The organism is Paenibacillus barcinonensis (genome assembly GCF_003217495.1).
Lineage (GTDB): Bacteria > Bacillota > Bacilli > Paenibacillales > Paenibacillaceae > Paenibacillus > Paenibacillus barcinonensis.
Window position 1 is genome coordinate 54,187 of the sequence record NZ_QJSW01000006.1, and the last position, 26,553, is coordinate 80,739.

General features: G+C 47.0%; 19 protein-coding genes. 2 read left to right on the plus strand and 17 right to left on the minus strand.

Annotation, left to right across the window (positions count from 1 at the left end):
* Nucleotides 1–6: 6 nt before the first annotated feature.
* The 10 genes from DFQ00_RS11395 to DFQ00_RS11440 all read right to left on the minus strand — a co-directional run bounded on the left by DFQ00_RS11395 (nucleotide 7) and on the right by DFQ00_RS11440 (nucleotide 18,111).
* Complete coding sequence (locus DFQ00_RS11395; RefSeq protein WP_110896612.1) at nucleotides 7–1,776, minus strand: ABC transporter ATP-binding protein; 1,770 nt, start codon at nucleotides 1,774–1,776, stop codon at nucleotides 7–9.
* Complete coding sequence (locus tag DFQ00_RS11400; protein ID WP_110896613.1) at nucleotides 1,773–3,572, minus strand: ABC transporter ATP-binding protein; 1,800 nt, start codon at nucleotides 3,570–3,572, stop codon at nucleotides 1,773–1,775. Before DFQ00_RS11400 ends, DFQ00_RS11395 begins: the two co-directional genes overlap by 4 nt.
* Nucleotides 3,573–3,717: 145 nt before the next feature.
* Nucleotides 3,718–4,722 carry a helix-turn-helix transcriptional regulator gene (locus tag DFQ00_RS11405; RefSeq protein ID WP_110896614.1) on the minus strand — a complete coding sequence of 335 codons (1,005 nt, stop codon included), beginning with the start codon at nucleotides 4,720–4,722 and terminating at the stop codon, nucleotides 3,718–3,720.
* Nucleotides 4,723–4,848: 126 nt separating this feature from the next.
* Complete coding sequence (locus DFQ00_RS11410; RefSeq protein ID WP_110896615.1) at nucleotides 4,849–7,356, minus strand: WG repeat-containing protein; 2,508 nt, start codon at nucleotides 7,354–7,356, stop codon at nucleotides 4,849–4,851.
* Between the two features lie 222 nt (nucleotides 7,357–7,578).
* A complete protein-coding gene (locus DFQ00_RS11415) occupies nucleotides 7,579–7,857 on the minus strand; it encodes a hypothetical protein (RefSeq protein ID WP_110896616.1) in 279 nt (92 codons plus the stop codon).
* The gene (locus DFQ00_RS11420) at nucleotides 7,844–9,709 is read right to left on the minus strand and encodes a hypothetical protein (RefSeq protein WP_146236150.1); all 1,866 of its coding nucleotides are present in this window, start codon (nucleotides 9,707–9,709) and stop codon (nucleotides 7,844–7,846) included. The genes DFQ00_RS11415 and DFQ00_RS11420 overlap by 14 nt, the downstream gene beginning before the upstream one ends.
* 10 nt (nucleotides 9,710–9,719) lie before the next feature.
* Nucleotides 9,720–13,280, minus strand: a complete 3,561-nt coding sequence (locus DFQ00_RS11425) for a DUF4132 domain-containing protein (protein WP_167433678.1) — start codon at nucleotides 13,278–13,280, stop codon at nucleotides 9,720–9,722.
* 108 nt (nucleotides 13,281–13,388) lie between these two features.
* Nucleotides 13,389–14,591, minus strand: a complete 1,203-nt coding sequence (locus DFQ00_RS11430; RefSeq protein ID WP_244213799.1) for a VWA domain-containing protein — start codon at nucleotides 14,589–14,591, stop codon at nucleotides 13,389–13,391.
* A complete protein-coding gene (locus tag DFQ00_RS11435; protein WP_110896619.1) occupies nucleotides 14,576–17,023 on the minus strand; it encodes a DUF5682 family protein in 2,448 nt (815 codons plus the stop codon). Before DFQ00_RS11435 ends, DFQ00_RS11430 begins: the two co-directional genes overlap by 16 nt.
* Nucleotides 17,011–18,111, minus strand: a complete 1,101-nt coding sequence (locus tag DFQ00_RS11440) for an ATP-binding protein (RefSeq protein WP_174812092.1) — start codon at nucleotides 18,109–18,111, stop codon at nucleotides 17,011–17,013. Before DFQ00_RS11440 ends, DFQ00_RS11435 begins: the two co-directional genes overlap by 13 nt.
* A gap of 397 nt (nucleotides 18,112–18,508) precedes the next feature.
* Here DFQ00_RS11440 and DFQ00_RS11445 point away from each other — a divergent pair, with 397 nt between their 5' ends.
* Both DFQ00_RS11445 and DFQ00_RS11450 read left to right on the plus strand, forming a co-directional pair.
* Complete coding sequence (locus DFQ00_RS11445; RefSeq protein WP_425271020.1) at nucleotides 18,509–19,744, plus strand: cytochrome P450 family protein; 1,236 nt, start codon at nucleotides 18,509–18,511, stop codon at nucleotides 19,742–19,744.
* Nucleotides 19,741–20,139 (plus strand): ribosomal protein L7/L12, encoded by a 399-nt coding sequence (locus DFQ00_RS11450; RefSeq protein ID WP_174812093.1) that lies wholly within the window; start codon nucleotides 19,741–19,743, stop codon nucleotides 20,137–20,139. Before DFQ00_RS11445 ends, DFQ00_RS11450 begins: the two co-directional genes overlap by 4 nt.
* 140 nt (nucleotides 20,140–20,279) lie before the next feature.
* Here DFQ00_RS11450 and DFQ00_RS11455 read toward each other — a convergent pair whose 3' ends face one another.
* The 7 genes from DFQ00_RS11455 to DFQ00_RS11485 all read right to left on the minus strand — a co-directional run bounded on the left by DFQ00_RS11455 (nucleotide 20,280) and on the right by DFQ00_RS11485 (nucleotide 26,552).
* Nucleotides 20,280–21,035 carry an SDR family NAD(P)-dependent oxidoreductase gene (locus DFQ00_RS11455; protein WP_110896622.1) on the minus strand — a complete coding sequence of 252 codons (756 nt, stop codon included), beginning with the start codon at nucleotides 21,033–21,035 and terminating at the stop codon, nucleotides 20,280–20,282.
* A 158-nt stretch (nucleotides 21,036–21,193) separates the two neighbouring features.
* Nucleotides 21,194–22,921 (minus strand): ubiquinone-dependent pyruvate dehydrogenase, encoded by a 1,728-nt coding sequence (gene poxB / locus DFQ00_RS11460; RefSeq protein WP_110896623.1) that lies wholly within the window; start codon nucleotides 22,919–22,921, stop codon nucleotides 21,194–21,196.
* 283 nt (nucleotides 22,922–23,204) lie between these two features.
* Entirely contained in the window at nucleotides 23,205–23,966 is a 762-nt protein-coding gene (locus DFQ00_RS11465; RefSeq protein ID WP_110896624.1) for an SDR family NAD(P)-dependent oxidoreductase, read from the minus strand.
* Between the two features lie 165 nt (nucleotides 23,967–24,131).
* Nucleotides 24,132–24,440, minus strand: coding sequence for a Dabb family protein (locus tag DFQ00_RS11470; RefSeq protein ID WP_110896625.1), 309 nt, complete (start codon nucleotides 24,438–24,440; stop codon nucleotides 24,132–24,134).
* 163 nt (nucleotides 24,441–24,603) lie between these two features.
* Nucleotides 24,604–24,855 carry a type B 50S ribosomal protein L31 gene (locus DFQ00_RS11475; protein ID WP_090916418.1) on the minus strand — a complete coding sequence of 84 codons (252 nt, stop codon included), beginning with the start codon at nucleotides 24,853–24,855 and terminating at the stop codon, nucleotides 24,604–24,606.
* 143 nt (nucleotides 24,856–24,998) lie between these two features.
* A complete protein-coding gene (locus tag DFQ00_RS11480; RefSeq protein WP_244213800.1) occupies nucleotides 24,999–25,265 on the minus strand; it encodes an HPr family phosphocarrier protein in 267 nt (88 codons plus the stop codon).
* 204 nt (nucleotides 25,266–25,469) lie between these two features.
* Nucleotides 25,470–26,552 carry an NAD(P)-dependent alcohol dehydrogenase gene (locus DFQ00_RS11485; protein ID WP_110896626.1) on the minus strand — a complete coding sequence of 361 codons (1,083 nt, stop codon included), beginning with the start codon at nucleotides 26,550–26,552 and terminating at the stop codon, nucleotides 25,470–25,472.
* Nucleotide 26,553 lies beyond the last annotated feature (1 nt).

The window sequence follows — 26,553 nt, forward strand, 5'->3', positions numbered from 1 at the left end:
TTAAGTTCAGGTCAGTTTCACGTTTCCGTTCATCCCCGCATTAACCTGCCATCCTTCAGCCTCTTGCTGTAATTGCCACAGACGTGCGTAAATACCTGATCTGTTCAACAATTGCACATGTGTTCCTTGCTCGACGAGATGACCTTGATCCAGAACGAGAATTTGATCCGCATTCTGAATTGTTTTTAGTCGATGAGCAATAAGAATAACAGTTTTGTCTGCTACCAGTTCATTGATGGCCTGCTGTACAGCTGCTTCATTCTCGGGGTCAAGGGAAGCCGTAGCTTCGTCCAGCAAAACGATTGATGCATTTTTCAACAAGGCACGTGCAATGGAGATCCGTTGCTTCTCCCCTCCAGATAACCTTGAGCCGCCCTCTCCCACAAGCGTATCGTAGCCCTGAGGAAGACTTGAGATAAACTCATGACAACAGGCTTTGCGTGCCGCTTGTTCAATCTCGGCTTGCGTAGCGTCCTTTTTACCGACACGAATGTTGTTGCCGATTGTATCCTGGAACAGATACACGTCTTGGAAAACAACGGAAATATTCTGTAGCAGCTTCTCTGGATTCATCGCTGTGACGGGTGTATTGCCAATCCGAATCACGCCTTGCTGTACATCCCAGAAACGGGCAATGAGACGGGTTACTGTACTTTTTCCGCTGCCAGATGGCCCAACAAGTGCTGTAATCGTCCGTGGCTCTATGGTAAACGACAGCTCCTTCAGCACCGGATGCTGATCTTCGTATCCAAAGGTAACTTGGTCAAAGGTAATACGTTGATGGGCCTGCACACCTGCGGTTCCCGCCAGCGGAGCCTCCTGTTGTACATCCATAATCCGTTTAGCACTATACGCGGAGTAGCGCATCTCTCCATAGCTCATCAGTACAACGGTTAACGGCTCAAACACCTTCGTGCCTATCAGCAGAAATAGTAAAAAGACCGGTAAGGTAAGCTCACCATCTGCCAGCAAATAACCTCCGACCAGAATCATACACGTCAGACCAGAGCGTGCGAGCAGCATTGCCCCCATAATCATCGGACCCATGATGGCTTCCAATCGTATGGATGTTATTTTTAAATCATCAAAAGCCTGACGAAGTCGTTCAAAGCGCTTGCCGCCTATATTATGAGCCTTAATCTCGCGAATACCGCTCAAATATTCCTGCAGACGACTGGCCGCTTCATTTTTGGCACGAATATGTCCCTCACTCAAGCGGGATTGAATTGAATCCGTAAGTCGTAACAACACGGCCCCTAAAGGGACGGCGATAAACATCGCTAAAGCCATTTTCCAGTTCACCAGCATTAGTCCGGCAAAAGCAAGTGTCGGCAGCACAATTGCACTAATCAGCTGGGACAGATTATGAGAGATGGTGTGCTCTATCTGACCATAGTCACTTAGAATGAGATTAGTCAGATCCCCCGGATCACGCTTCCCGAAAAAACCTAACGACAGGTGGCGAATATGTTCTGCCAGCTTTAATCTGCCTGAGGCTGCGAGACTGTAAGCTACCCGATACGTTTTATCATAGAGCGAAGCATACGCTGCATATTCGACCACGAGCCACACACACAGGATGCCGCTAACCAGCCACATCCGATTGATATCCAGCCCTTGCTCTGGGTGGGCGAAGGCTCTGTATATTGTGTTGAATATGTCCACAAGAAGGGCCGCAGGAGCAATCTTGACAATGCCTTCCAAAATGGCAGCGATGATCGAAGGAAGTAAACTGCGAGGATGACCTCCAGAGATATTGAACAGATACTTTTTCATCGAACTGCACCTCCTAATTTCCACGAAGCTGCACTGATATGGGCCTGCCACATATGCTCGTATACGCCGTCCAATGCTCGCAATTGATCATGAGTGCCGCTCTCGGCAATTTGTCCCTGCTGGATAACAATAATTTGTTCCGCTGCACGTATCGTTGTTAGACGATGCGCGATGATAAGCACGGTTTTGCCTTGAATCAGCTGAGACAATCCCTGCTGAATGTTGTATTCATTTTCTGCATCGGCAAATGCTGTTGCTTCATCCAGAACAAGAATAGGAGCGTTCTTGAGTAGTGCTCTTGCGATGGAAATTCGCTGTGCTTCTCCGCCAGAAAGGTACGTACCGCCTTCACCGATTCTGGTTTGATAACCAGCATCCAGCTTTTCGATGAACTCATGACAGCAGGCTACTTGGGCTGCCGCCATTACCTCCTCGAATGAAGCTGTTGTATTGCCCATCCGTATATTTTCTTCAATCGTATCATAGAACAGATGCACATCCTGAAAAACAAAGGATACCGTATTCATCAGACTCTCGGTGCCCATCTCTTGAATCGGAATGCCACCAATGGTAATCTCCCCCTCCTGCACATCCCAGAAACGAAGCAGCAGATTGGCAATGGTCGATTTCCCCCCACCCGATGGTCCAACCAGAGCTGTCACTTCACCGGCCTTGGCTACAAAATCAATCTTTTCAAGTACTGGCTTATAGGCTTCACTCTCTTTGTGATCATAAGCAAACGTTACCTTTCGGAAAGCAACCTCATAGATAACAGGGACTTTGGGAAACTTCGGTTCGTGTACCACAGGCTCGGCAAACACTGCATCAATCCGTTTTTGCCCCTCCACGATCTCACGCATTCCGCTGCCCAGAAGCAGAAGCTTTAACAGCGGGGCCGATAAACTCGGCGTGATGATTAGAAACAAAATAAACGTAATGGCAAAGGACTGCTGCCCAAGATTTCCACTAGATAACAAAATACCTACCGGTAGAATAAATGTTGATAACGAAGAAATGATCACAAAAAATAATCCGTAGGATGTCTTGCATAAATCCGTTATTTTCAACGAAATATCCCGGTAACGGGTCACCGCCTGCTTAAAGGTCAGAAAAGAGTCTGCTGTAATACCAAATACTTTAACTGCCGGCATACCTCTCACATATTCAACACCTGTTGCATTCATTTCTTCAATCGCATACTGAAAATCACGATACGACTGACGCCCCTGTTCACTGCGAAACAGACGTGTTTGCAGCCAGAATCCGATGCCGATTGGAAGCAACAGGATCAGCACCAGACGATAATCCAGCCAAAACAAGTAGCCTAGCATGATGAGCGGCATGATCATAGCAGTAACCACGTCCGGCAGCTGGTGGGCGATGAACTTTTCGATTTTCTCCACACTCACCTCGATGATCTTCTTCAGTTCCCCCGTAGCCGTCTTCGTGTGATACCCCATGGGTACCTTGGCCACATGCTCCGCAAGCCTAACTCTCAACCGATACAAAATATTGAATGCCGCAATGTGTGAGCACATGCCTCCAATATACAAACTAATGAGCCCGCCAATGAGCGCTGCAAAAGCGATAATTCCCCAGTGCACTAAAACGTCTCTGTCTACCGAGGCGGGATGCCCGGCATGGAGCAGTAGCTCCTCAACTATTTTGTAAATTGAAATAAAAGGAACGATCTGCAGCAAACTTGAAAGGGTCGAAAACATACTTGCTGTAATTAACAGACCTTTATGCTCCTTCGTTACTTCAATTAATCTGGATACTTCAGACGTATCGCTCATCTCATCACTCCTGATATTAATAATCATTCTCAATAAAGGCTAGTGCCATATACGAGCATTAATATCTCACAGGAACGATACACATGACTACCTCAATACGGAGCAAACCTGCCGCAATCGGGATTATATATGAAATTTACTCAGCTCACGACGGCGAATGATTAAAATAAGCGGACGGTGTCTTCCCATACTTGCGTTTGAAATGTGCAGAAAAGTGACTCGTTTTATTGTAACCCACCGTTGCTGCGGCGGTTGTTATGTTCATCTGTTTACTTTCCAGCAGATAATATGCTGCCTGAAGTCTCTGCTCAATCACATAAGCATGAACAGGCAAGCCGAACAATTGCTTGAAGCCCTTTTTCAGCTTAAATTCGTTCAAACACACTTGCCGACATAGCTCTTCCAGTGTTGGCGGATGTGCCAGATTCGTATCGACAATGTATTTGGCCTTATTTAGACTGGTTCGATCGGTGCGGGATAGCCCTTGATGATTGTCAGAGACGGACCGATCCATGATACATTCACTGAGATATACCGCGAGCAGTTCAAGCGCTTTACCGTTTAAATATAACTGCTTCAGCTCACCTGTATATGGGCATTGTATCATTTCATTAACCATTCGAATCATCCCCGTAGACATCTTCTGATTATAAAAACCTCCCGAACTCCCACGAATCGCTTTCGTTAGGTGTTGTATGGGAAGATGCTGTATCGTTTCGCTCAACGTGGTCTGATCCAGCTTGATCGTAAATCCCTTAAAATGCTGGTGTAACGCAAATTCGCATGTACTGCTCGTATGCTGGCTGCCAAATGCAGCACATTCCAGCGTGTTCACCTCGTATTCCCCTGGCATGCCGTCAATACTCCATGAAAGACTTTCCCCCATACAAAAAGAAAGCTTGATACTGTTATCACGCTCTACACTGCTTAGCGAGGTTGCTCGATGAAATGTCGCATCGCTATGTACAAGCTCCATTGAAGGATGAATTCGATTCAGCTGCCAGAAGCCTTGACCGAGCTGCTCCGGGATATGAATGATCCGTTCAGAAGAGTCGCTCTGGTAAAATTGATTTAATCTGGAGGCCAGCGTACAGTGCTGATCTTCTTTATTTTGAATGACGTACCACGTTTCTGGCTCATTACAATGCATGTATTAACTCCTCCCACAGTCTGTTTAACCGTTCTGTTGTCAGCCTTATTATATAAGAAAGAAGCCATATTGGACATATGGCCTCTGCTTTGGCAGCTTGAGAGCAGATTACTTCTGAATCCCCTCTTACATGTGAAAAGCTTTCCAGAACGTTCCTTCGGTATTGATAATATCCATAATCTGACTGAACGGAATCGTAAATGTGGGGAAGCCCGCTGCATACGGTGCGATATCATATGGATTGAAATACAGATGCAGTGCGTCTGCTGTCACAAAAAACGGCTGGCTCGCACTGATGCCTGTGTACGTATCCGGGAAAACATAAGAATACTGCGGATCATTTTTGATCTGCTCCCCCACAATCTGGCTTAACACCTTCACATAGTCGCTGTCTGGCTTGAACAAATCCTTCAGCTCGTACAGCTGTCCATCTGACAGATTAATAATGGCATACATCATCGTAGGCATACCATGTGCGGCGCCAGCTGGATAGTTGTAACCGGTTAATTGTAGCTGAAGCAGCTGTTGCTGGTAGAATGTAATATCAAAATCCCCCGTATACGTGTAATCCAGCTGCTGATTCGCCAGGATCGGTTTAACCTGGGAAAGCTCCTTCAGCTTGGTATTCAGCACATCCTGCTGCACCTGGCTCGTTAAGCCTTCAACCTGCGGATAATAGACGAGGTAGTCCCGGTTAGGTTTATATTTCTCCTCACGCACTCGATAAGGCGGCTCAAGAGGTACGATGGTGTTTTGCTGCCAGATGAGCTGTCCTGCCCGATTCACATAGAACAAACGCTGATCCACAAATACGCTGATCAAATCGGGTGCTACAACTTCAAGTGATCCCGAACCCTCGATATGAGGATAACCAGGAGCAGGTCTGCCGCTCAAATCCAGCAAATACGTCTGAGTTCCATTCGATGCCGAAGCAAGGCCGTGTTTGTAATTTTCCACATTACGATAGATGAACTCCGTTAGTCTTCTGCCATTCATATCCGCAATCGCATACAATGAACCGATATAAGGCTGCTCCGAATCAATGGCATTCCCAAGTCCGTACCTCTGCTCTCCCAGCTCGCGAATATCATTGTAAGCTGGCTGAATCACAAAGGCTCCCTGCTTATTAATGACACCATAATTGGAGCGATAATCTTCAGCCGTATTTACAATCGCCTGCCCGCCGTTAAAAGGAAGGGCTGTCGTAAATCTGGGCTGAATTCGAATATTCCCCCGCTCATCAATGTACCCGTATTTGCCTGAAAGCTCCTTCTGAAAAGCAAGCAATCCATCCCCCAGCGGACCAACATAGGCGTAGGGATAGGATGATATGCGGTTTCCGTTAACATCAATAAGAGCGTATTCCTTATCTTTGATCTGTACAACCGCTTTGCCATTCTGGAAATCATTTGCAGACATATATTGTGCCCGGATCACTTCTTTGCCCGAGGTATCCAAATACCCGTACAGAATGGAGGTCCCTGTGGTCTGATCCGTGCTCGTATCGTAAAATACCGCGCGACCGTCCTGCACATCTGCAATAAACGGATAGGCCCTTGAAGTCAGAACCACGCCTTGTTCATTAATCATTTTAAAACCTTGAGAATCCATCGCTATAGCCCGCTCTTCGGAAAAAGAATGAATGGAATCATATACAGGCTGAACCACATACTGCCCCTGTAGATTAATCACTCCCGCACGGCCGTCCTTCACAACAACTGCGAGGCCATTAGGCTGGAACGCCTGAGCCTCCTGCAGAACAGGCTCAAGACGAACATGTCCTTGTGCATCCATGTAGCCCCAGCGTATCCCGTTTGTCGTGCGAACAGATATCGGATATAACCAGGCTGCTGCTTGAGCACGATTGCTTGCGGTCATGGCCTGTTTAATCTGTTTCTCCAGTTTTAGCAGCTCTTCTCTGGACGGATACGCTTCCGGCAGGCTCAATGCTTGCTGAACGGAAGTTAGCGCGGCTGGATATAAACCGGCATGAAACTGGGCATCTGCAAGATAATACCAATAGAACACATAGTCAGGATATTGCGCTGTAAGCTGCTCGTAATATTGTACGACTTTGGGAAAATAAGAATGATAGACATCGGTTGCCTGAACCCACTGGCCCTGCTGCCACCGAATAATCTCCACCCGATAGGCTTCACCGGTATCATGAATCCATAACGCAATTTCCACCTTGCCGTCTCTCCCATGCGTACCAGGCATATCCAGAATCTCCGCATAGCTGTAATATAAATCATCAGGCACAATATCGGTCAGCCCGGATTCGGTCCATTCATACACAGCGAGCTTTGACCATATTGCGCCAATCTGCCAGCCCACAATGAGATTATTCCGTGCTGTTGAGGTTACAGGGGCCGCTGTCAGCAGGGTAACCCCATAGCCCAAACCTTTGGTCAAAGCCATCTTGATCCAGTGCCCTTGAACAAACTTGAGAATTAGCAGGTACAGCTCACTATGAAGCTGATATACCGCAGTGATCTCCGGCATCCCGTCACCTGTAAGATCAGCCGCATACACAGCTGGATGCTGGACCGGTTTATCAATCGTGATGACCGTTGCCCCGGCCGGAATATGCTGATTAACAATTTGCAGTAATAGCGGCTCACTCATCGACATCTCCGCTTCCTCCCTTATGACCGCATTCGCCTAATGGTATGCATCATAACTCGGGATATGACACGAAAATGCTTCCACTCTCCTCTTCGAGACTCACTTTCTTCCCTTGCATTTCCGTTCATTTATCTCAACACAACACAAAAAATTGCAGCGGCTTGGCTGGACCAACTGCAATTTAATAGTGATTATTCATCAATTCATCATCACGCTCAGTGCTGAAAATCAAGCTTGTGATTGCACATTAAGCTGAACATATTGAGCCAGGCGGCAATACTGATCCAGCAGTCGTGCCTCCTGCCCTTCACCCAATGCTACTCTGCGCCCGGCCTCGATAATATTGGATATCAATTCGTTCAGAAACTGCATCTGTAGTTGCTGCGCAGTAGAAGCACATTGTTCGAGCAGTTCAACATCTCGGATAGTGAATTGAGATAACCCCCGGAGCAGGAGTTCCTCGCACCAGCCGGATAATTGCTGCATCAATCCCTTATTTTCGTCCAAAACGTCCCATCCTTCCACTGCTGGAATCGAGCTTCAAACTAAGCAATGTCCGGCCTTTCAGGAAGCTGATCGGACTGATACGATTCGTTTCCAGACGTACAAACGCATAGAAGTGCTCCAGCTTCTCAGCACCAAACCCTGATTCCAGTCGATGTATCATAGACTGCCAATCCGTGGAATAAGGAAGCACAAGCGACATACATTGCCCCTCTGTATTTTCCACCGTAAGGATCAGATCCTGCGTCTGTTTGTTAAATGTATGCTCTACAATGCGAGCAACTTCAATGAGGGCCAGCCGTTCTTTTGGCTCCATGAACAAGGAAGTGGAATCTGGCTCACGCTGCAATGCAGACGGTATATCCATCAGAAACACCCCAAAATCGATCTCGCTCACACTTGTTCGTGGCAGAAGTGTCAGTTTTGCCCCATCACCGGACGATATGCGCCGCTCTTCATTCACTTTCACCGATTGGAACAGCACTTCTTCTCCAGTAAGTTGACTAAACGTCAGGCTTGGTAGCCATGGCGTGAACGCAGCATAATGCTCCGCAAATGAGAATTGCTGATCCTCATAATAGACCGCACGCACATCGCTATACGTATACATCTCTCCATCATGCAGACCATAGAAATAATACGTAATCCCGCGAAATCCCGATCGAGTCTCCCAAGAATCTGCTCCCAGCCCATAGAGATGAAGAGATGGAACAGTAAAATACTTGCTGCGAAAGCTGCCGACAAGCTGACTCTGCTGCTTCACAGATATATCGCCTTGAGTAAGCACCTCTAACGCAAGATATAGCTTACTGATTCGTTCCAGCATCGTCTGCATGGAGAATCGCACATGGCGCTTGAAAAAAAGCTGAAGCTCTCCCTGTATGCCGCGCAAACTGCGCTCAATATCTGGAAGATTACCACTATGTGCAGCAATAGCAAGCGTCTCCAGCTGAGCCAAGTAAGATTGAGGCAACCTCGCAAGCCCTGTCTTCAGCATGCCTGCCAGGGTCTCGCGACATTCCTGAACGGTTTGAAGTGAGAACTTTGCTTCATATGCACGAACAGTCAGAACCTCCATATCATTGATTCCATGAATCATTCGATAGCGCAGTAACGCTTCAAGCTTCGCCATCTTTCCGGCCGTCTGCTTCACCTTGCATAAAGCTTTCGTCAGATTAGGCTCATCTGTAAAGGACACCTCGATATCCTGAGTTTTCAGTTGCACAGTAAGAAGCGTATCCTCCTGCATGCGAATTTCTTCAGTATAACGCAGCCGAAAAACGACTTCTTCAATCATAGATGCAGTATACGATTTGATTATTGCTGCAAGATCGTTGCCAAGCATCCAGCGGAAACGGGAAGGTGCATCTGCTAGCTCTACTTGCAGCTTGTAGTCGGAATGGTCCGGCTCCTTCACCACAGACAGCTCCTGTACCAACGAATCCGCAGCCTCGGTATATTCATTCGACGAGTCAGTCTGTGATAACAGTATATCCGATGATTTAAGCGAAAACTCTTCAGTTGTCGGATGAGATGCATCAGCTGTTGCAGCAGGAAGCTGCTCTTCCGCCATTTGATGACGCTGGTCATATAGAATGGCAATAAGCACATGTTTGCAGATATGCTCGGACGGACAAGAACACTGCCACTGATCCAGCGTAGCAGTGAGGGTACATTCCGTACCCTCACTGAGCTGACAATGAACCGATGCCTCACCCCAGGTATAATTCACATGTACACCTTGATCCAGCTCTTTCAGCGCCCTCTTGTATAATCCCTTGTTCGCATAACGAATAAGATAATCCTCTGTGCACAGCTTCGAGAAATGCCTGAATTTCTGTTGGAATTCATTCATACTCACGTGCTCAGCGCCCCGCTGCTCTCAAAATATCATAGAGGGTCTCACTGAAGACACGTCCAGGGATTTTGCCCAAAGCAATCGATTTGATATCTGCATAATAATAGTGCTGTCTCGAACCATGTGGCTTGAAGAAATGTAGCGATTCCAGCGTTACATCTTCCATTCCCTCATAATAGGTAATGCTTGTACCGCTGAATCGAAGTTCAGCGACCAGATCACCGTACTCTTTGTAAAACTCATTGAACCAGCCGCCATCCTCTGCAGGCCCCTTGATCCAGCCGTATTTCTCCAATGCTTTCGGGAGCGCCGTTGGTGAGAATTCTTCTTGCGGAAGTCGATCATACTCTGTTTTGGCCTGATCTTCATCCTCAATCATGTGTATAGCACGTTTCAATTGCTCAAAAGGCTGCTTCACCTCATAATCCTCAAGCTGTGTAGCCCAGCCCTCGAGCGTTTCCTGATCCAGTTCAAGCGGATGCACGAGCCCGACCTGAGCCCCTGATGGCAAGTCTGTTTCATCCTCATCTACCGTATTAAATGTTCCATCCTCCATATAACGGAATGTACGAACCAGCTCACCATGCTCATAGATGCCCCAGATTAATCCAACAGCGAATTTCTGCATGATCACATTATCGACAAAAAGGGCTGTCCACTCCTCCGCTGTCCAGAGACGTTGCTTGGATAACGATTCTTCCAGACGCTGTGTCTGGATCGTCACCATCGTTTTGAGATCCTTCTTCAGCTGAGTGAAGCGTGCTTTGGATTGTGCCGCAAGCTCAGGATCATCCTTTTGCGCAGGAGCAGGCAGACTTTTTACCGCTTTACCTGTTTCCTCGTTCAAGACAACCACCTGCAGGTCTGCATTCACTTTCACTTGGAAAGAACGTTCTCCGTAACTGAGCTGCAACGTGCCCTTTGCATCAAATCCAAGGGAAGTCACCAGCCGGTCCTCCAGCTGCTCAGCTGTCAAGCCCAGGTTCTCGGCCGCCAGCTGTAGCGCTTCTTCTGCTGATCCCTTCACCTGCCTGTTCTTCACACTGCGCTTGATCTTGTCGATTGCCATAAGTGCGGCAGGTTCGTTCAGGAAGGCAAGCACCTTCACAGCCTCTGCAGCAATAGCACCCCGACTACTCTCTGTCCACTCCTTAATCTGCGGAGTCAAAATATGAACGATCTCAATATCACCGAATAATGCGGACAGGTACATGATCCATTTTTCCTTTGCTGGCGCCTCTTCCTGAATCCATAACTGCAACAGCTCCTTAGAAAAACGGATAAGCGATGTTTCGCTCACATATTCCCTCAGCTCATTTAACCGTTCGTTGGGCCCGGAATTGTGATCAATGGATTGCACTAACACATACTGCTTGATTCGTTCATCCAGCGGCTGACCATCTGCTACACGAATCAGAGCAGGCAGTTCCTTCAAAGGCAACCAGCTGATCCGAGACATTTTTTTGGCATCAGCCAGATCAGCAAGAGCAGCGTGTGCATATTCTGGACTCAGCTCGGCAGTATCGAGCAGAATTTGAATCAGGTTTTTCCAATCTGCTGATTTCTCGTTCTCCAAGAGCTCCGTGTACAACTGCTTGCTGTTATCTAAACTGCGGATGGCTGTCAGCACCATTTCTTTGATCGCAGCCTTTTTCTCCGCACGATAAATCATCATATACAGCTCTTGATCTGGAATACGGTTAAACTCCGCCAGGGCGATGCTGTTTGCCCGTTTAGACGCATCCTGAAGACCTGCCTGCACGGCTGCTACCAATTGTTTCTTAGGCATAGAATCCCGCTGTTCAAAAGCAACCTCCAGTGTCAAAATACGTGTATCTGTTGGCAATTTTTTATAATGCTTCAGCGCATGCTCCATATTTTGCTGTAAAATACGGCGATACTCCTCCTGTGGCATGGACTGATACGTATAATCCGTCATACCATTCAGCGAGATCAGACTGGTCAATAACTGCTCCCGTTTGACCTGAGGATCATTTCCGTACGTATTCAGGATTTGCTCACCACTAAATGCATAAGAATGATACATATCTGATACGATATCCATTGTCCATTCCGGGTGTGTCAGCAAAATGACAAAGCGGTGCATCGCCTCTGAATCTATGGGCAGGAAGCTAATGCTGATCAAAATATTAACTCGCTTGCGATCCCGATTCACATGATTGAACAACCCTCGGCTGTCCTTGTCTGCCCAATATTCCTCAAGTGAGTATTCTCCGCTCAGATATCTCGCAATAGCAAGACCTTGTCTACCGCCTTCCAGCGGCTGGCGCAGCACACGGAATACAGCTTCTTCGATGCTAACATCCGAATGAAGCAGCGAAATATCCTGATCCAGCATCATCTTCTGTATACATAACTTCAGAAATGGAGCTTGGACAATCTCATAAGCCCGTTTGGACGGCTCAGGCTGACTGGCTATTGCTGCTTTTAGCGTATTCCAGGATACTCTGTACGAGTTCAGCTCCAGTCGCAGCGTTTCAACCAATTGATAAGGTTCATCTAAAGGTACCAGTCCGGCCAGCAAGTCATTTTCATTTCTGGCACGTGAGTTCATGCTGAGCAAATACTGACGAACCTCCATTGGGTACAACTGATGAAGGTGCCGGGTAATTTCAAGCAGAACCGCCCCCACTTCGCTTACATGATCAAGAAAGCGCTGTTTACCGCCATGGATATTCGTCAGATATAACACCGCACTGCTCACTAACACCATCGTTTGGTGGAACACCGCATGAGAAACATGATGTTTTGGCGAAAAAGTAATTTCAGGGTAATGCTTGGCAATCAGTTGACTGCGGTTCTGCTGGAGAAATCCCTCCTCCAGTAGTTGTGCCGAGCTACCTTGCTTCCCTTGAATACTGCCTGCAATCAGCGGTTCAATCAGACCATAGAGCTCATCACGCAGCTTTCTAGCATCATTCGCCAGAATATGCTGGAACAGCTGCGGTAACATATCTCTGCTTTCTTGGATTTCATCGGTGTTCGTAAACTCCTCTTGTAACTGCATGCACAAATGAACGAGCATCAAAGCATCGACTACATCTCTAAAATTGCCTTCACTATCTGCTTTTTTGGAGTCAAATAGCCATTGTGCACGCTTTACACGTCTCTTGAGCTCAGCGAGAATCTCTTGCTCGCCCGCAAATTGTTTCATTTTCTTCAGTCGGGATGATAAGGCTTCCATCCGGTTCAGGTTTTTGCTTTTCCCATTTAATCCGTAAGCTTCCGAATCCTCACCCAAACAAGCATCAAATGCACTTACGCCCCAAGGACTTCTTCGGAAATAATTCGATTCGAGATGCATGGCAACTGCTCCAGCCCGAAAAAAGAGATCTCCATCATGCTTCTTGCCAAGTTTGGTTAATGCATCTACGGTTCGATATACATAGTGACTCGTTTTGCCCATCATATCCGGGAACTTGTCGGTTGCCCCCATAACATAATCAATAATCTCAGAGCTGCGATCCGTCTTGAGCGAATAATCATCTGAACAGAGAGAAGCGAACTTCTCAACCAAACTTTCAACTGCACGGTCTGCGGTAAGCATAATCATTTCCTCCTTAAAAATGAGAAGTTAAAGTAAGCCAATTGAAGTTAAGATCATTTAATTGAAGTTAAGATCATTTAATTGAAGTTGACATATTTCGAATGAAATTCAGGTAATGATATCTCCAATCCATTCAGCGAGTTCATTGGGGGTAATCGCAGCGACATGTGCCCCCATGTTGGCCAGCTTTTGCGCGGCGTGCTCGTTGTACACTGAATTCCCGTTAAAATCGAGCGCCGTAAGCACCAGCAGCTTGCAGCCCGCATCAATAATATCCTTACACGCTTGATACATCTGGTTGATTGGATAGCCTTCCTCAAGATCGCTGACCAGAATATAGATCGTTTTGCCCGGATTCTCGATCAGCGTCTCGCCATAACGCAGCGCTTTGGCAATATGAGTTCCTCCCCCGAGCTGCACATTCATCAATACATCAACAGGGTCCTCCAGCCGATCACTCAGATCAACCACCTTGGTATCAAAAATAAACAATTGCGTCCGCAAGGCATTCAAACGATAGAAAATACTCGCCATGACGGAGCTGTAAATCACCGAATCCATCATACTACCGCTCTCATCAACACCGATAATGATGTTCCATTTGTTATGCTGCTGTATATTGCCATCAAAATAAAGACGATCAATAACAAATCTTCGTTTGTGTTTATCATAATTTTTCAGATTACGGGTAATCGTGCGTTTGAAGTTCAGATTGCGCAGGGAACGCACCGTGCACGTTGCATATCGACTGCGTTTGCCCATAATGCTCGCCCTGACGTGAGATTCGAGTTTTCTGCGCAAATCCTCAACGACTGCTCTCACAATTTCCTTGGCACTCCGCAGCACATCATTTTTCATACGTCCTTTAAACTGCAAGATGCTTTTGAGCAGATTCATATTGGGCTCAAGCGACTCCAGCAGCTTTCGATCTGTCAGCAGCTCCGTCAGCCCGTAACGATCCAGTGCCTGCTTTTCCAGAATTTCAACCGTTGATTTGGGAAAAAGCTCCCTGACCTTATGTAACCAATGGGGAACTGTAAGCTCAGACGGACCTCGACCGCCTTCTCTACGATAGCCTTGTTCTTCCCCATATTCACGGTTGTACAGATACCCCAGAATTTCATCCAGTTCGGTATACTGAAATTCACCCGCTGAATATGAATCGGCTTCACACAGCCCCTCTTCAGCAGACTCACCCAGAATCAAACGCCACCGGTTCAAAGTTTCTACAGCACTTCGCTCTGCTGGCGAAGGCGGCTCTGTCAACGTTTCTTCCTGTTCATGACGAGAAGTGTTCATATTAATTTCCATGCAGCAAACTCCTTTCGAAGTGCCTCATCCAGCGCTCTGTATTGCATCAGAACCTGCTCATCCCGCGCAGGTGTCAGCATCTCATCCGGCTTCACCTGATGCAGCTTGGCCACACGCTCCGCAATCAATCCCGTTTCCATGGGTGTAAAATAGGTGAAGGCCAGCCGTAACTCGGGAATCATTGCAATAAAATCATCGTAGGATAACTGCTCAATCAACCCGTTCAGCTCGGACAGGAGCTGATCTTCATACAAGAATGCATCGCGCGCCACCGTGAAGACCCCCTGTAAAAATAAAGCCGTCTGACGCATCTGCTCAGGAGTCCCATGGATATAGCCCCGGCCACGCTCCACAATTTCGTCTCTGGATCGTTCACCCAGTCCTGATGCAATGGCGATACATACACCTTCCAGCTGAGCAGGCAGCTTCGGATCACATAAAAGCTCGTTCAATTGATTGCGAAAAGTTGTATCCTGAAACTGCTGCTCTGATGATTCAGCCAGCATCGCGAGCAGCTTCAGTCCCTGAATAATCCCCTCATGCTCATCTGCATTGGTTCGAGACAGCTGAAGCAGCTTGTCCACCGCATTGTTATAAGCTTCCGCCACCAGTTCTGGAAGATGGGGATCATCCGATAATCCCAGCAACCTGCGATGCTGATGAATGCGGTTCAGAATGGTCAGACTGTTGCACAATGACAGGAAGTGTCCATCACTTCGCAACGCCGCCCGCACCTTCGCATACAGCTGTATCGCCGTCTCCTGAAGGCCCATCAGCAATGCATGCAGCATGAGCTGCGCAAGCTCCCCACTGTGATGGTCCGGGATGTCCCGCATTTGCTCTTCCATTTTGCGAGTTGCTGCCGCTGTAAGTGTACCGCCATACAATGAATTTTCAATCAGCCTGGCTTCAATCCGCGAAGAGTACATATACTCCCAGGTTTCACGGACCAGATTCATATCACGCTGTGTGATCCAGTCAGGCCCTGCCTGTCGTTTCGCAAATTCGGGTACGAGATAAGAGATACATTGAAATAGCTGGCTAAGCAGGCGGTGCTCCGGTTTGGCATACAGGTCAAGCACCTTTTTGTGCTGTCCAGTTGTTCGGATCTGGAGTTTAAACTCCGTACATCGTGTTTTGAAATCCTCCACGATTGGGATATGAAACGCATTCGGCGCGACCCTTCCAATGCCATCACCCGTTAATAACAGCTGTAACTCCTGCAGCGGCTTGTCAGTGGCAAGTGTCAGCTCTCCTTTGACAAATGAAGAGAGCGCCGCATCCATAAGCTCGTAGACTCCGCCTTCCTGCTTGCCGCGAAGCTGTGCAAGACCCTGAATCATGCTGTAGGCTTCAATCGCATCACTTGTCGATACATGCTCCTCATGGTCCCGAAGATTGCGCATCAGTCTGGATAACACATTCAGCGTAGTTAAACGGTAAGCGGAGCCTGGCGCACGTAACAGCTCGCCCCATATTTGATCATAGAAAAACACATACGGCATACCGCTGGCATAACCGTTCAGGCGATCCGCCTCGGCAAACGTATACACCATCGGATACATCTGCTGCTGCATCGCTGTTATTCGTTTCTGAGATTGTACTTCCTGCTGCACCTGTTCTGTCTCATAGACGTCCGCATGTATTAATCCATAGGTATGGAACCCGCCGGTGATCACAAGCACCCGCTCATGCTTCTCTCCAGCTTCCTCAATCCGTGCTCTCATATGTGCTTCCCTTAACAGATCCCCACTTGCAATTAGTCGTTCCGGGGTATAACACATTCGGGATAATGTACAATAAGTGAACACGTCCTGTACGAATGCACAGGTCGATTTCTCCAGACCTCCGATCTCAAACACCTTTTCCCACAATTCATCAAAGCTGCGGCAGTTTGTTTTCTCACATAATCGGTTAATAAAATCAGAGCTGGCAAGCAGTGTTTCGTCCTGAAACGAAAGGTCCTGCTGTTCCGTCTGCGCCGGACTCACAGAAAGCTCTGTGCGCCTGGAGACATGCCGATAGTCCAGATCCATAAAGGCTGCGGGTATGCCCAGTCCTTTCGCTGCCTTCAATGCAACATATTCGGGGGAGTATCGGAGCATCGGATAATAGCAGGCCTCTCGGCCGTGTTCATCTTCATAAGTGTAATACAGACTGACCGGAGGCAAAGTCGCCTCATCCGTCAGTACGGAAATAAGCGAGTTCCCGCTTTCGGGGCCCTCAATCAAAATCATTTCAGGCTTGTACTCTTCAATCACTCGCAGCAGATGATATGCACAGGCCGGACTGTGATGCCGTATTGGAAAATAAACCGTTCGACTGTCCAAATTATATACATTGGATTCAAATAGAGATTGCAGCTGCTTTACATCTACAGCATTGGGTTGACTGGCAGTATCAGCAGGTTGCACTTTGCCTAACCGATCCATTTTCTTTCCTCATAATAATTTTTCCAGATTTCTTCTTCTGCGGAACGGGCCTTCACAATTTTGGAAAAATAATTTTTCAGAATGCTGAGATCCTTGTCATTCTCCTTGGCAATGGTGCCCAGCATATTCTGCACCAGACGATCCAACGCAATGGATTTACCCTCGTAATAATACGATGTCATCGCGCTCTGCACGTACACAGACACGGCTTCTGCAGTGCTCATCGACGCTTGCGGCGTATCCAGCTTATATCCTTCACGTGACATGCCTGTGCGCAGCTCCATAAAGGTCGTTGCGAGCAGCTCCACAACGTCGGTTTGAATTTCGGTATCAATTCCACTATGTAATAACAGGCTTCTGGCCTGGGATTCAATGATTTTCGCTTCCATTTTTACATTCTGGATCGGCTTGATTGTTTCGAAATTAAAGCGTCGCTTGAGCGCGCCGCTCATCTCGTTAACACCTTTATCCCGAATGTTCGCGGTAGCAATGACGTTAAATCCCGGTTTGGCAAAAAGCACTCCCCCATCCAGTTCTGGAATGCTCATGACCTTATCGCTAAGAATACTGATCAAGCTATCCTGTGCTTCAGCCGGACAACGGGTAATTTCCTCAAAACGGGTAAGAATCCCCTTTTTCATTCCGTTGTATAGTGGGGAAGGTACGAGAGCAGCTTCAGAAGGACCCTTATCGAGCAACATGGCGTAGTTCCATGAATATTTGATCATATCCTCGGTTGTTCCAGCCGTACCCTGAATCGTATTCAGACTTGTCCCTGAGATTGCAGCCGTAAGCAGCTCACTTAGCATCGTTTTGGCTGTACCCGGCTCACCCACCAGCATCAAGCCGCGATTACCGGCAAGTGTAACAACCGCACGCTCAATCAGAACATCATTACCATAGAATTTACGTGTAATCGCAATTTTCTCCCCATCCAGCATAGCTGGCTGATCTCGACCAATAATAAAATCCCGTACATGGGCCGGGGATAATAACCAGTTTGGTGGACGCTGACCCTGATCCTCCTGTTGTAATGCCCGTAACTCGGCCTCATATAATGTCTCGGCTGGCGGTTTAAGCATCTCCATCTTCAAGCTGTCTCCTCTCATGTAAACAGATCGTATGTTCCTATTTTTCACATTTTATCATAGACTCACGCCAATAACCTTGAAAAACAGCAAAAATGGTTGAAACGTCCTTCTTACCTGCAATGCACTGTAAGTCAAAGGTCTTACTTATGAGCACAAATATGAATATTCCAGACTACAAAGCAAGAGCACTACAAGTCAATAAACAAATCTATACAGGCTTTAATCACCATGTGAAAAATAAAAAAACAAAAAGCACAGATTCCAGGGACCCATGCTCTTCACGATCCTTCTTCCCTTTTTGGATATTTATCATTTGGAAACAAGGTTTCGATGCTTAACGTATGGAATACATAAAGAGCAAGGTGCTAACACCACAGGAGAGGAGATTGTGCATTTGAATACAAATGAGATTCATCAAAACGATGAGAAGCATGAGTCCAATCAGAACAATGCTTACACAAACGCCAATTTTTTCACTGCTGCATTTACACAGAACCCTTATCCGGTCTACGAAAAATTAAGAAAAGATGATCCCGTCTTCAAAGTCATGTTCCCCCAAGGTGAATTTGGCTGGATCATTTCCCGATATGAGGACGCTGTTCAGGTATTAAAGGATTCTCGCTTTAGCAAAGATATGATCAAACGTTATGGAGCAGAGCACCAGAGTATATTCTCCAGTAACATGCTGTTCTCCGATCCGCCCGATCATCGTCGCCTGCGGGGATTGGTGCAGAAGGCTTTCACACCCAAACTTGTTGCAGATATGAGAAGTCATATCCAGAGCATCGCGGATACTCTGCTGGATCATTTGCCTTCACAGGAAACGATGAACCTGATTGACGACTTCGCTTTCCCGCTGCCGATTATTGTCATAAGTGAAATTCTCGGCGTTCCCACAGAGGATCGCGATAAATTCCGAATGTGGTCCAACACCGTTATTGATGCTTCTACCGCCAAAAGTCCTGAGTTGTTCGAGCAGCATGAACGGGAATTCACCGAGTATCTCACGGCCTGGTTCGCCAAAGTGCGCAAAGACCCCGGACAGGATCTGATCAGCCAGCTCGTTATTGCCGAGGAAGCAGGAGAACAGTTAACTGAAAAAGAACTGCTCGGCGTTGTATCACTGCTCATTATTGCTGGACATGAAACAACCGTCAATCTGATCGGAAACGGTATTTTGGCGCTGCTGGAGCACCCGGAACAACGGGATTTGTTAATACAACAACCCGAGCTTATTCATCAGGCCATTGAAGAGATGCTACGATACAACGGACCCGTCGAGTTCAGTACATCCCGGTGGGCTTCAGAGGATATTGAATTTCGGGGACAACGGATTGCCAAGGGTGAGATGGTTATTGTTGCGCTGGATTCAGCGAATCGGGATGAGGAGCAGTTCAAGGACCCTAAGGTGTTCGATATTACTCGTGAGAAAAGTGCCCATCTCGCCTTTGGCAAAGGCATTCATCTCTGTCTTGGTGCGCCGCTGGCACGTCTTGAAGGGGAGATTGCTGTAAGCACATTGTTAAATCGTTTCCCAAACATGAGGCTGCAAGCGGATGTTGATACACTGGAATGGAGACCGGGAATGATCGTTCGTGGTGTCAAAGAAATCCCTGTACAATTGAAATGAGCGGTTTCTTCATGGTTGTTGTCCTGCTGTTTATTCCAATTCTCTGGTCGAAAATCAGCAGCTTGCAGCGTCAGGTCGATGACTTGAAAACTGAAGTTGAACGCCTTCAAAACAGTTCACCCGGTGTGGGCAATTCATTTACTATGAATAATGCATCTTCCGTTCAACATGCTGCCCCCTTTTCCACGCCAGTTGATGTTGATCCGTTGAAGGCGATAAGTAACATCAACGCTATGAATAGCATTGATCATATTTCACAGAATCGTGATCTCGATCTGGAGCTGATGGATATGGTGCGTCGCGGCAACAAAATTCAGGCGATCAAGCGACTGCGTGAAGCCCGGAGCCTTACTCTGAAAGAAGCCAAGGATTATGTGGATGCACTGGACAGGTAGAGCGAAGTGTAATGTCATGTTAACCTTTAGAATTGATTAAGAGCATCAACTGGAGTCAGTGCGTTAAAAAATGGACTGTGCGGAAATACCACACAGTCCATTTCACTCTAATGCTATTCATAAAATATGGCGACGTCCTCTTATTGAGCAGTAACAGCACCGTCAATCGGATATACGGCCCCATTAATGTATGGAGCCTCGTCTCCCAGCAGGAACGATACCAGGTTGGCAATCTCTTCAGGCTTGCCCAGACGCCCAGATGGAATGCTATCTACCGTAGCCTGGAAAACCTCAGGATTATCTTTGCCAAATTGAACAACCATCGGAGTCTCAATGGTACCTGGCGCAATTGCGTTTACGCGAATGTTTTCCTTGCCATATTCGATGGCAGCAGTACGTGTCAAACCAACAACACCGTGTTTGGTCGCAGCATAAGGAGCAACTGCCGGGACACCTACAATGCCGGCTGTAGAAGCTGTGTTAACGATCGAGCCTCCCCCTGTTTTGAGCATTTCGGTAATGACATATTTTAATCCGTAAAATACACTTCTCAAATTAACATCAATGATCTGGTCAAATTGCTCGATGGTATGTTCAATTAATTTGATGCCGGGACCAGCAATTCCTGCGTTGTTGAAGAACATATCAATTCGACCGAACGCTTCAATCGTCTTGTTCACATAATTCTCTACCTCAGCCGCTTTACTCACATCTGCCTGAACAAAAATTGCTTTGCCTCCCAGCTCTTCAATCCGCTTCACCGTTTCAAGTCCTGTCTGCTCTACCAGATCAACAACAACGATGGAAGCGCCCTGCTCAGCCAGTTTCAGCGCTGTGGCAAGACCCAGGCCGCTACCTGCCCCTGTAATGATGGCTACTTTTCCTGTGTGACTCATGATGATCCCCTCCGATATGTGTCATTTCTAATTGCAGCTATCCATTCTCCGCTTATTTGCATCAACTATGTAGGTCAGGGAGGAACATTTTTCCTACCCGACTTCACCTATTTTAATCAACAACTTGTTTAAAAACAAACCCTATCTTATCAACTGCCTTATCGAAACAGATTTGTTTTGGCCAGCTCGATCAATTCATCCCCGCGTCCATTGAGCACAGCCTTCATCATCCACAATGTGAATCCTTCAGCCTGCTTGAGATTGATTTTGGGCGGCAAGGACAGCTCCTGACGATTAACAACGGCGTCAATCAGAACCGGACCATCGTGCAGTAACGCACGTTCTATAGCTCCCTCCAGCTCTTCTGGATCTTCTACCCGTATCCCTTCGATTCCCATAGCCTGTGCAACCATAGCAAAGTTTGGATTGACAAGCTCCGTGCCGGACTCTAGGAAACCAGCCGCTTTCATCTCCAGCTCTACAAAGCTGAGTGCGCCATTATTAAATACCACTACCTTGACCGGAAGCTTATGCTGCTTCAGCGTGAGCAGATCGCCCATTAACATCGCTAATCCTCCGTCTCCTGACAACGAAATGACCTGCCTTCCGGGATTGGCGACCTGAGCACCAATCGCCTGTGGAAGTGCATTTGCCATCGTGCCATGATTGAAGGAACCGAGCAACCTACGGCTCTGGCTCATCTCAACATAACGTGCAGCCCATACAGTCGGAGTACCTACATCACAGGTGAATATAGCATTCTCTGCAGCAGCGTCACTGATGACTTTGGTCAAATACTGCGGATGAATCGGTTTTTTGCCTGGTTTACCCACAGCCAGCTCGTCCAGTTCCTCACGGACCTTGGTGTAATGCTTCACACTTTTGCGTAGATGTTTATCACTATGTTCAGCCGTTAGATGTGGAAGCAACGCTTCAAGTGTTGCCTTCACGTCTCCGCATACACCATAATCCAGCTTGGTACGACGACCGAGATGTGAGGTTTGGATATCTACCTGAAGCACGGTTGCATCCTCTGGATAGAACTGACGATATGGGAAATCGGTTCCGAGCATAAGCAATACATCACAGTCCATCATCGCATGATAACCAGAAGAGTACCCGATCAGTCCGGTTAGTCCTACAGAATACGGATTATCGTATTCCAGATATTCTTTGCCTCGAAGTGCAATAACCATGGGTGCTTTCAAACGATCACATAGCTCCAGCAGCGGTTCACGTGCACCAGCACAGCCTGCTCCGCAAAGAAGTGTAATTTTTTTATCCTCATTCAGGTATTCTGCCAGCTTCGCGAGCTCAGGCTCTGACGGATGTACCACTGGATGCGGCGCATGATACACATGCTCGGGTACAGGCAGATCGGCGGCTTCCAGTCCCGCCACATCTCCAGGTAGCACGATAACAGACACACCCGAACGCGCAACAGCAGTCTGCATAGCCATCGTGACCGAACGTGGCATCTGCTTCGCGGTTGTAATTACCTCACAATAATGGCTGCACTCCTGAAAAAGATATTCTGGATGAGTCGCCTGAAAATACTCACTGCCAATCTCGTCGCTCGGAATATGAGCCGCAATAGCTAGTACAGGTACACGGTTACGGTGGCAATCATACAATCCGTTAATCAAATGCATATTGCCCGGCCCACTGCTGCCCGCACATACAGCAATGCTTCCACTAACCTGAGCATCAGCACCTGCGGCAAAAGCGGCCACTTCCTCATGCCTGACATGAATCCATTCAATTTTGCCCGATCTGCGTATAGAATCAAGCACCGCATTCAAGGAGTCTCCAACAATACCATATATCCGCTTAATCCCAGCGTTTAATAAAGCTTCAACAAGAACATCCGCTATCGTTTTTTTCATTTTGTGTGCTCACTCCTTGATCCGTTATTTAGCTTAGGTTTCCATCCCGTGAATATACCTATTCTTATACCCCGGATTATTTAGAAGCGAATCAACTTCATATGTCAATTCAAATATAAGAAGACTATTATTTGAATCAGAGATTTCGCAGTATAGATTCAAACAGGATAATTTATACAGTCCACCAGCTTACACAATCTTCATTCTTATCGGTTCCGAAAAAAAAAACCGCCTGCCCACAGGGCAGACGGAATATTCATTACAAACAAAGCCAAGCGAGTATTTATATGGCTGGCATTACATTGCCGCCGCTTACAGGAATATATGCTCCTGTAATAAAAGAAGCCAGATCGGACGCCAGGAAAGCAACGGCATTAGCAATTTCCTGATCCTCTCCTCTACGTTTCAGCGGCACGGTTTGAGTGTACGCTTCATCATGTCCGGCCCCGCTGGTTCGATCACGCTCACTGATCGTCCAGCCTGGAGCGACCTGATTCACCGTAATCTGATATTCGCCGACTTCCCTGGCTAACACCCGATATACCCCGTCCATGCCGCGCTTGCCGGCAGTATAGGCAGATTGATGTGCAAAATTTTGCATTGCACACTCGGTATTAATGCCGATAAAACGACCTGATCGCATATGCTGCATATGCGGAATAAATGCTTTGGCCAGATACACACTTTGCATCACACAGGATTCGAACTGGCTCACATAATCCTCGGGCGCTTGCTCCAGCACACTGGTCCACTCATATTGAATGACCGCATTGGCCACAACGATATCAACACCGCCCAGCTTGCTCTCAACTTCATCCCGTATCCGAAAAGAAGTATCCTGTTTGGTGATATCACCTTGCACAATGACAGCTTGACGGCCCAGTGCTTCAATTTCACGCTGTAATTCCACGGCCTTGGTTGTATTGCTTATGTAATGTAGAGCCACATTGGCGCCACAAGCAGCAAGCGTACGTGCTATAACTCTGCCCAGTTGACCGGTTGCTCCGGTCACTAATGCCGTTTTTCCCGACAGGTTCAGTTGCATCTCAAATACGACCTCCTTGTGCAATGAAAAGCATTCAAATCATTTCTGGAAAACGGTTTCGAATATGGCGATGTTACCTACATTTCATCGAGTGGCTCAGCTTGTCATTAAGCCATACGAATATATATATGAAAGGATATCCTTTCATAACACGCTGCAGTGCTGTTATTCACCGCTGTAGTGAATCAGGTCAATTTCCTGAAAACGGCTAACTTCCTTCTCCCAGCGCTCCGCAACATATTGACGATGCGTCGGGTGATCATTATAAGCGTCATATGCAGCCTGATCCGCAAAAACCATTGAAAAGCTGTAATCAAACTCGTTCTTGACACTCACCTGACGTAATACTTGAAAGTTTTCAACACCCGGGATAGTCGCAAGCGCTTCCTTACTTTCCTTCAAAAAAGTTTCAGCTTCCGCTGTGTCTTTACCTGCATAAAGTGTAAACGTTACCATATGTGTTATGGTGCTCATCTTTGTTTCCTCCTTCATATGTTTAAACTCTATGCTCTAGTTTACAACTGTAAGGATTGAAAACGCAATAATTGGTTGATATCTGCTTGTTGGAAGGATTACTAATCACACAAAAACCTTCGGAATTAAGCTTCCGAAGGTTTTTGTGTGATCTATGGGCAAACTAGTTTTTGAGGTTGTATTTACGGTTGAACTTGTCAACACGTCCGCCGATGTCCACGTTTCTTTGTTTACCAGTAAAGAACGGGTGGGATGCGGAACTAGTGTCTACACGGATAACAGGGTAAGTGTTACCGTCTTCCCATTCCATTGTTTCGTTCGAGAATTTAGTCGAAGAAGCAAGGAATTTGAAGTCAGCACTTGCATCGTAGAAAATAACGAGCTGTGTCTTAGGATGGATGTCAACTTTTGGCATAATCTATTTACACTCCTTTAATATGGGTACTCCCTAGAATCAAACTAAATTTTATTATACTCTTTTTTCTAACGAAGTACCAGTAAGATTTGAAGAAAAGACAAAAAATTTATAATGCATGCGTTTATTCATCTGATCCAACGTTACGCTGAGCCTTTCTCCAGTACATGCAGCATGTACTCGAGCGCCTCCAATTCATCTCTTCCCCGTGTCTGCAGACGGACCATGCTGCCATTTCGAAGTGGGAGCAGTGCCATACCAAGCAGACTCTTCACATCTACACGATGCTCATGATCTGACTCCGTATACGACAATGATATCTCTGAGGAAAAACGTGACGCTTGAGAAGATACCGACAACAACTCATCCCGATGGAAATCCGCGTGAATCATAAATTCATGTGTTCTCACAACCTTCAGTTCCTTTCGCTATGTTCTGAACACCTGTAGAGGTGTATGCTATAGTTCATGTGTTTTCATTTATATATTAAAATCAACATGAATTATACCATGTGCTGGCAGGTTGTCCATGCTTTTAAAGCAGAAAAAACAAAAAAATCGGCGTGATTAATAAAAAGGCCCTGTACATCTTTGTGCACAAGGGCCATCCTATTTTTACATCCCATTCGGGTAAACCATTACTTTCAGACTTCCACTCTTGTTATACAGTGCCCGCTCCATTGCCTGCTGTGTCTCCTCAAGCGAATAGCGATCCGTAATCAATGACATGACATCATGCTGTCCGGAACTTAAAAAGGCAATCCCGGCAGGGTACGTATTCGCGTAACGGAATATACCGTATATATCCACTTCATTATCCGCAATAAATGGTACATTAATTGCAATCTCATCCTGTGCGGGCAAACCAACAATGGCAAGCTTCCCACCTCTGCGCAAAGAATAGAGAGCGGACTGCAGGGCCTTCGGGTTTCCCGCCGTCTCCCAAGCGGTATCCACTCCGATGCCCCCCGTGATTTGCTTAATAACTGCCAGAGCATCCTCATGACGTACATTTACAGTGTGTGTAGCTCCCATCCTGCGTGCAGCTTCAAGGCGAACCTCTTCCAGATCGGTTACGATAATCGTCCGCACACCGAAGGATTTCGCAGCCGCTACAGCCATCAGCCCGACAGGGCCCATACCCATAATGGCCAGCGTTGTGCCTGGAGCCAGTTTACTGCGACGGGCTGCGTGAATACCAACAGAGAAAGGTTCATTCATTGCCGCTTCCTCATATGTCAGATGATCAGGGATAGGGAAAACCATATCCTCGCGTATGACCATGTACTGTACAAAAGCGCCGTCTACCGGAGGAGTTGCCAGAAACTGAACGTCTGGACACAGATTGTAACGTCCCTCTTTACAAGCGCTGCATCGACCACAGGTTACTCCGGGCTCAATGGCAACCCGATCCCCCGTTTTCAGCCGAGAGACCTGCTCTCCCACTGCTGCAATGATGCCTGCGCATTCATGACCTAGAATAATTGGCTTCTCTACAACAAACCTGCCTATACGACCATGCTCAAAATAATGGACATCTGATCCACAGACCCCTACAGCCATGACCTTCACCAGCACTTCGTTAGCAGAGGGCCTAGGGACAGGCTGTTCCTCTATAATGATATGTCCGGGATTAGTCATCACTGCGGCCTTCATCGTTTCGGGTAGCTCATACTCATACTGATCATTTCGAATCATG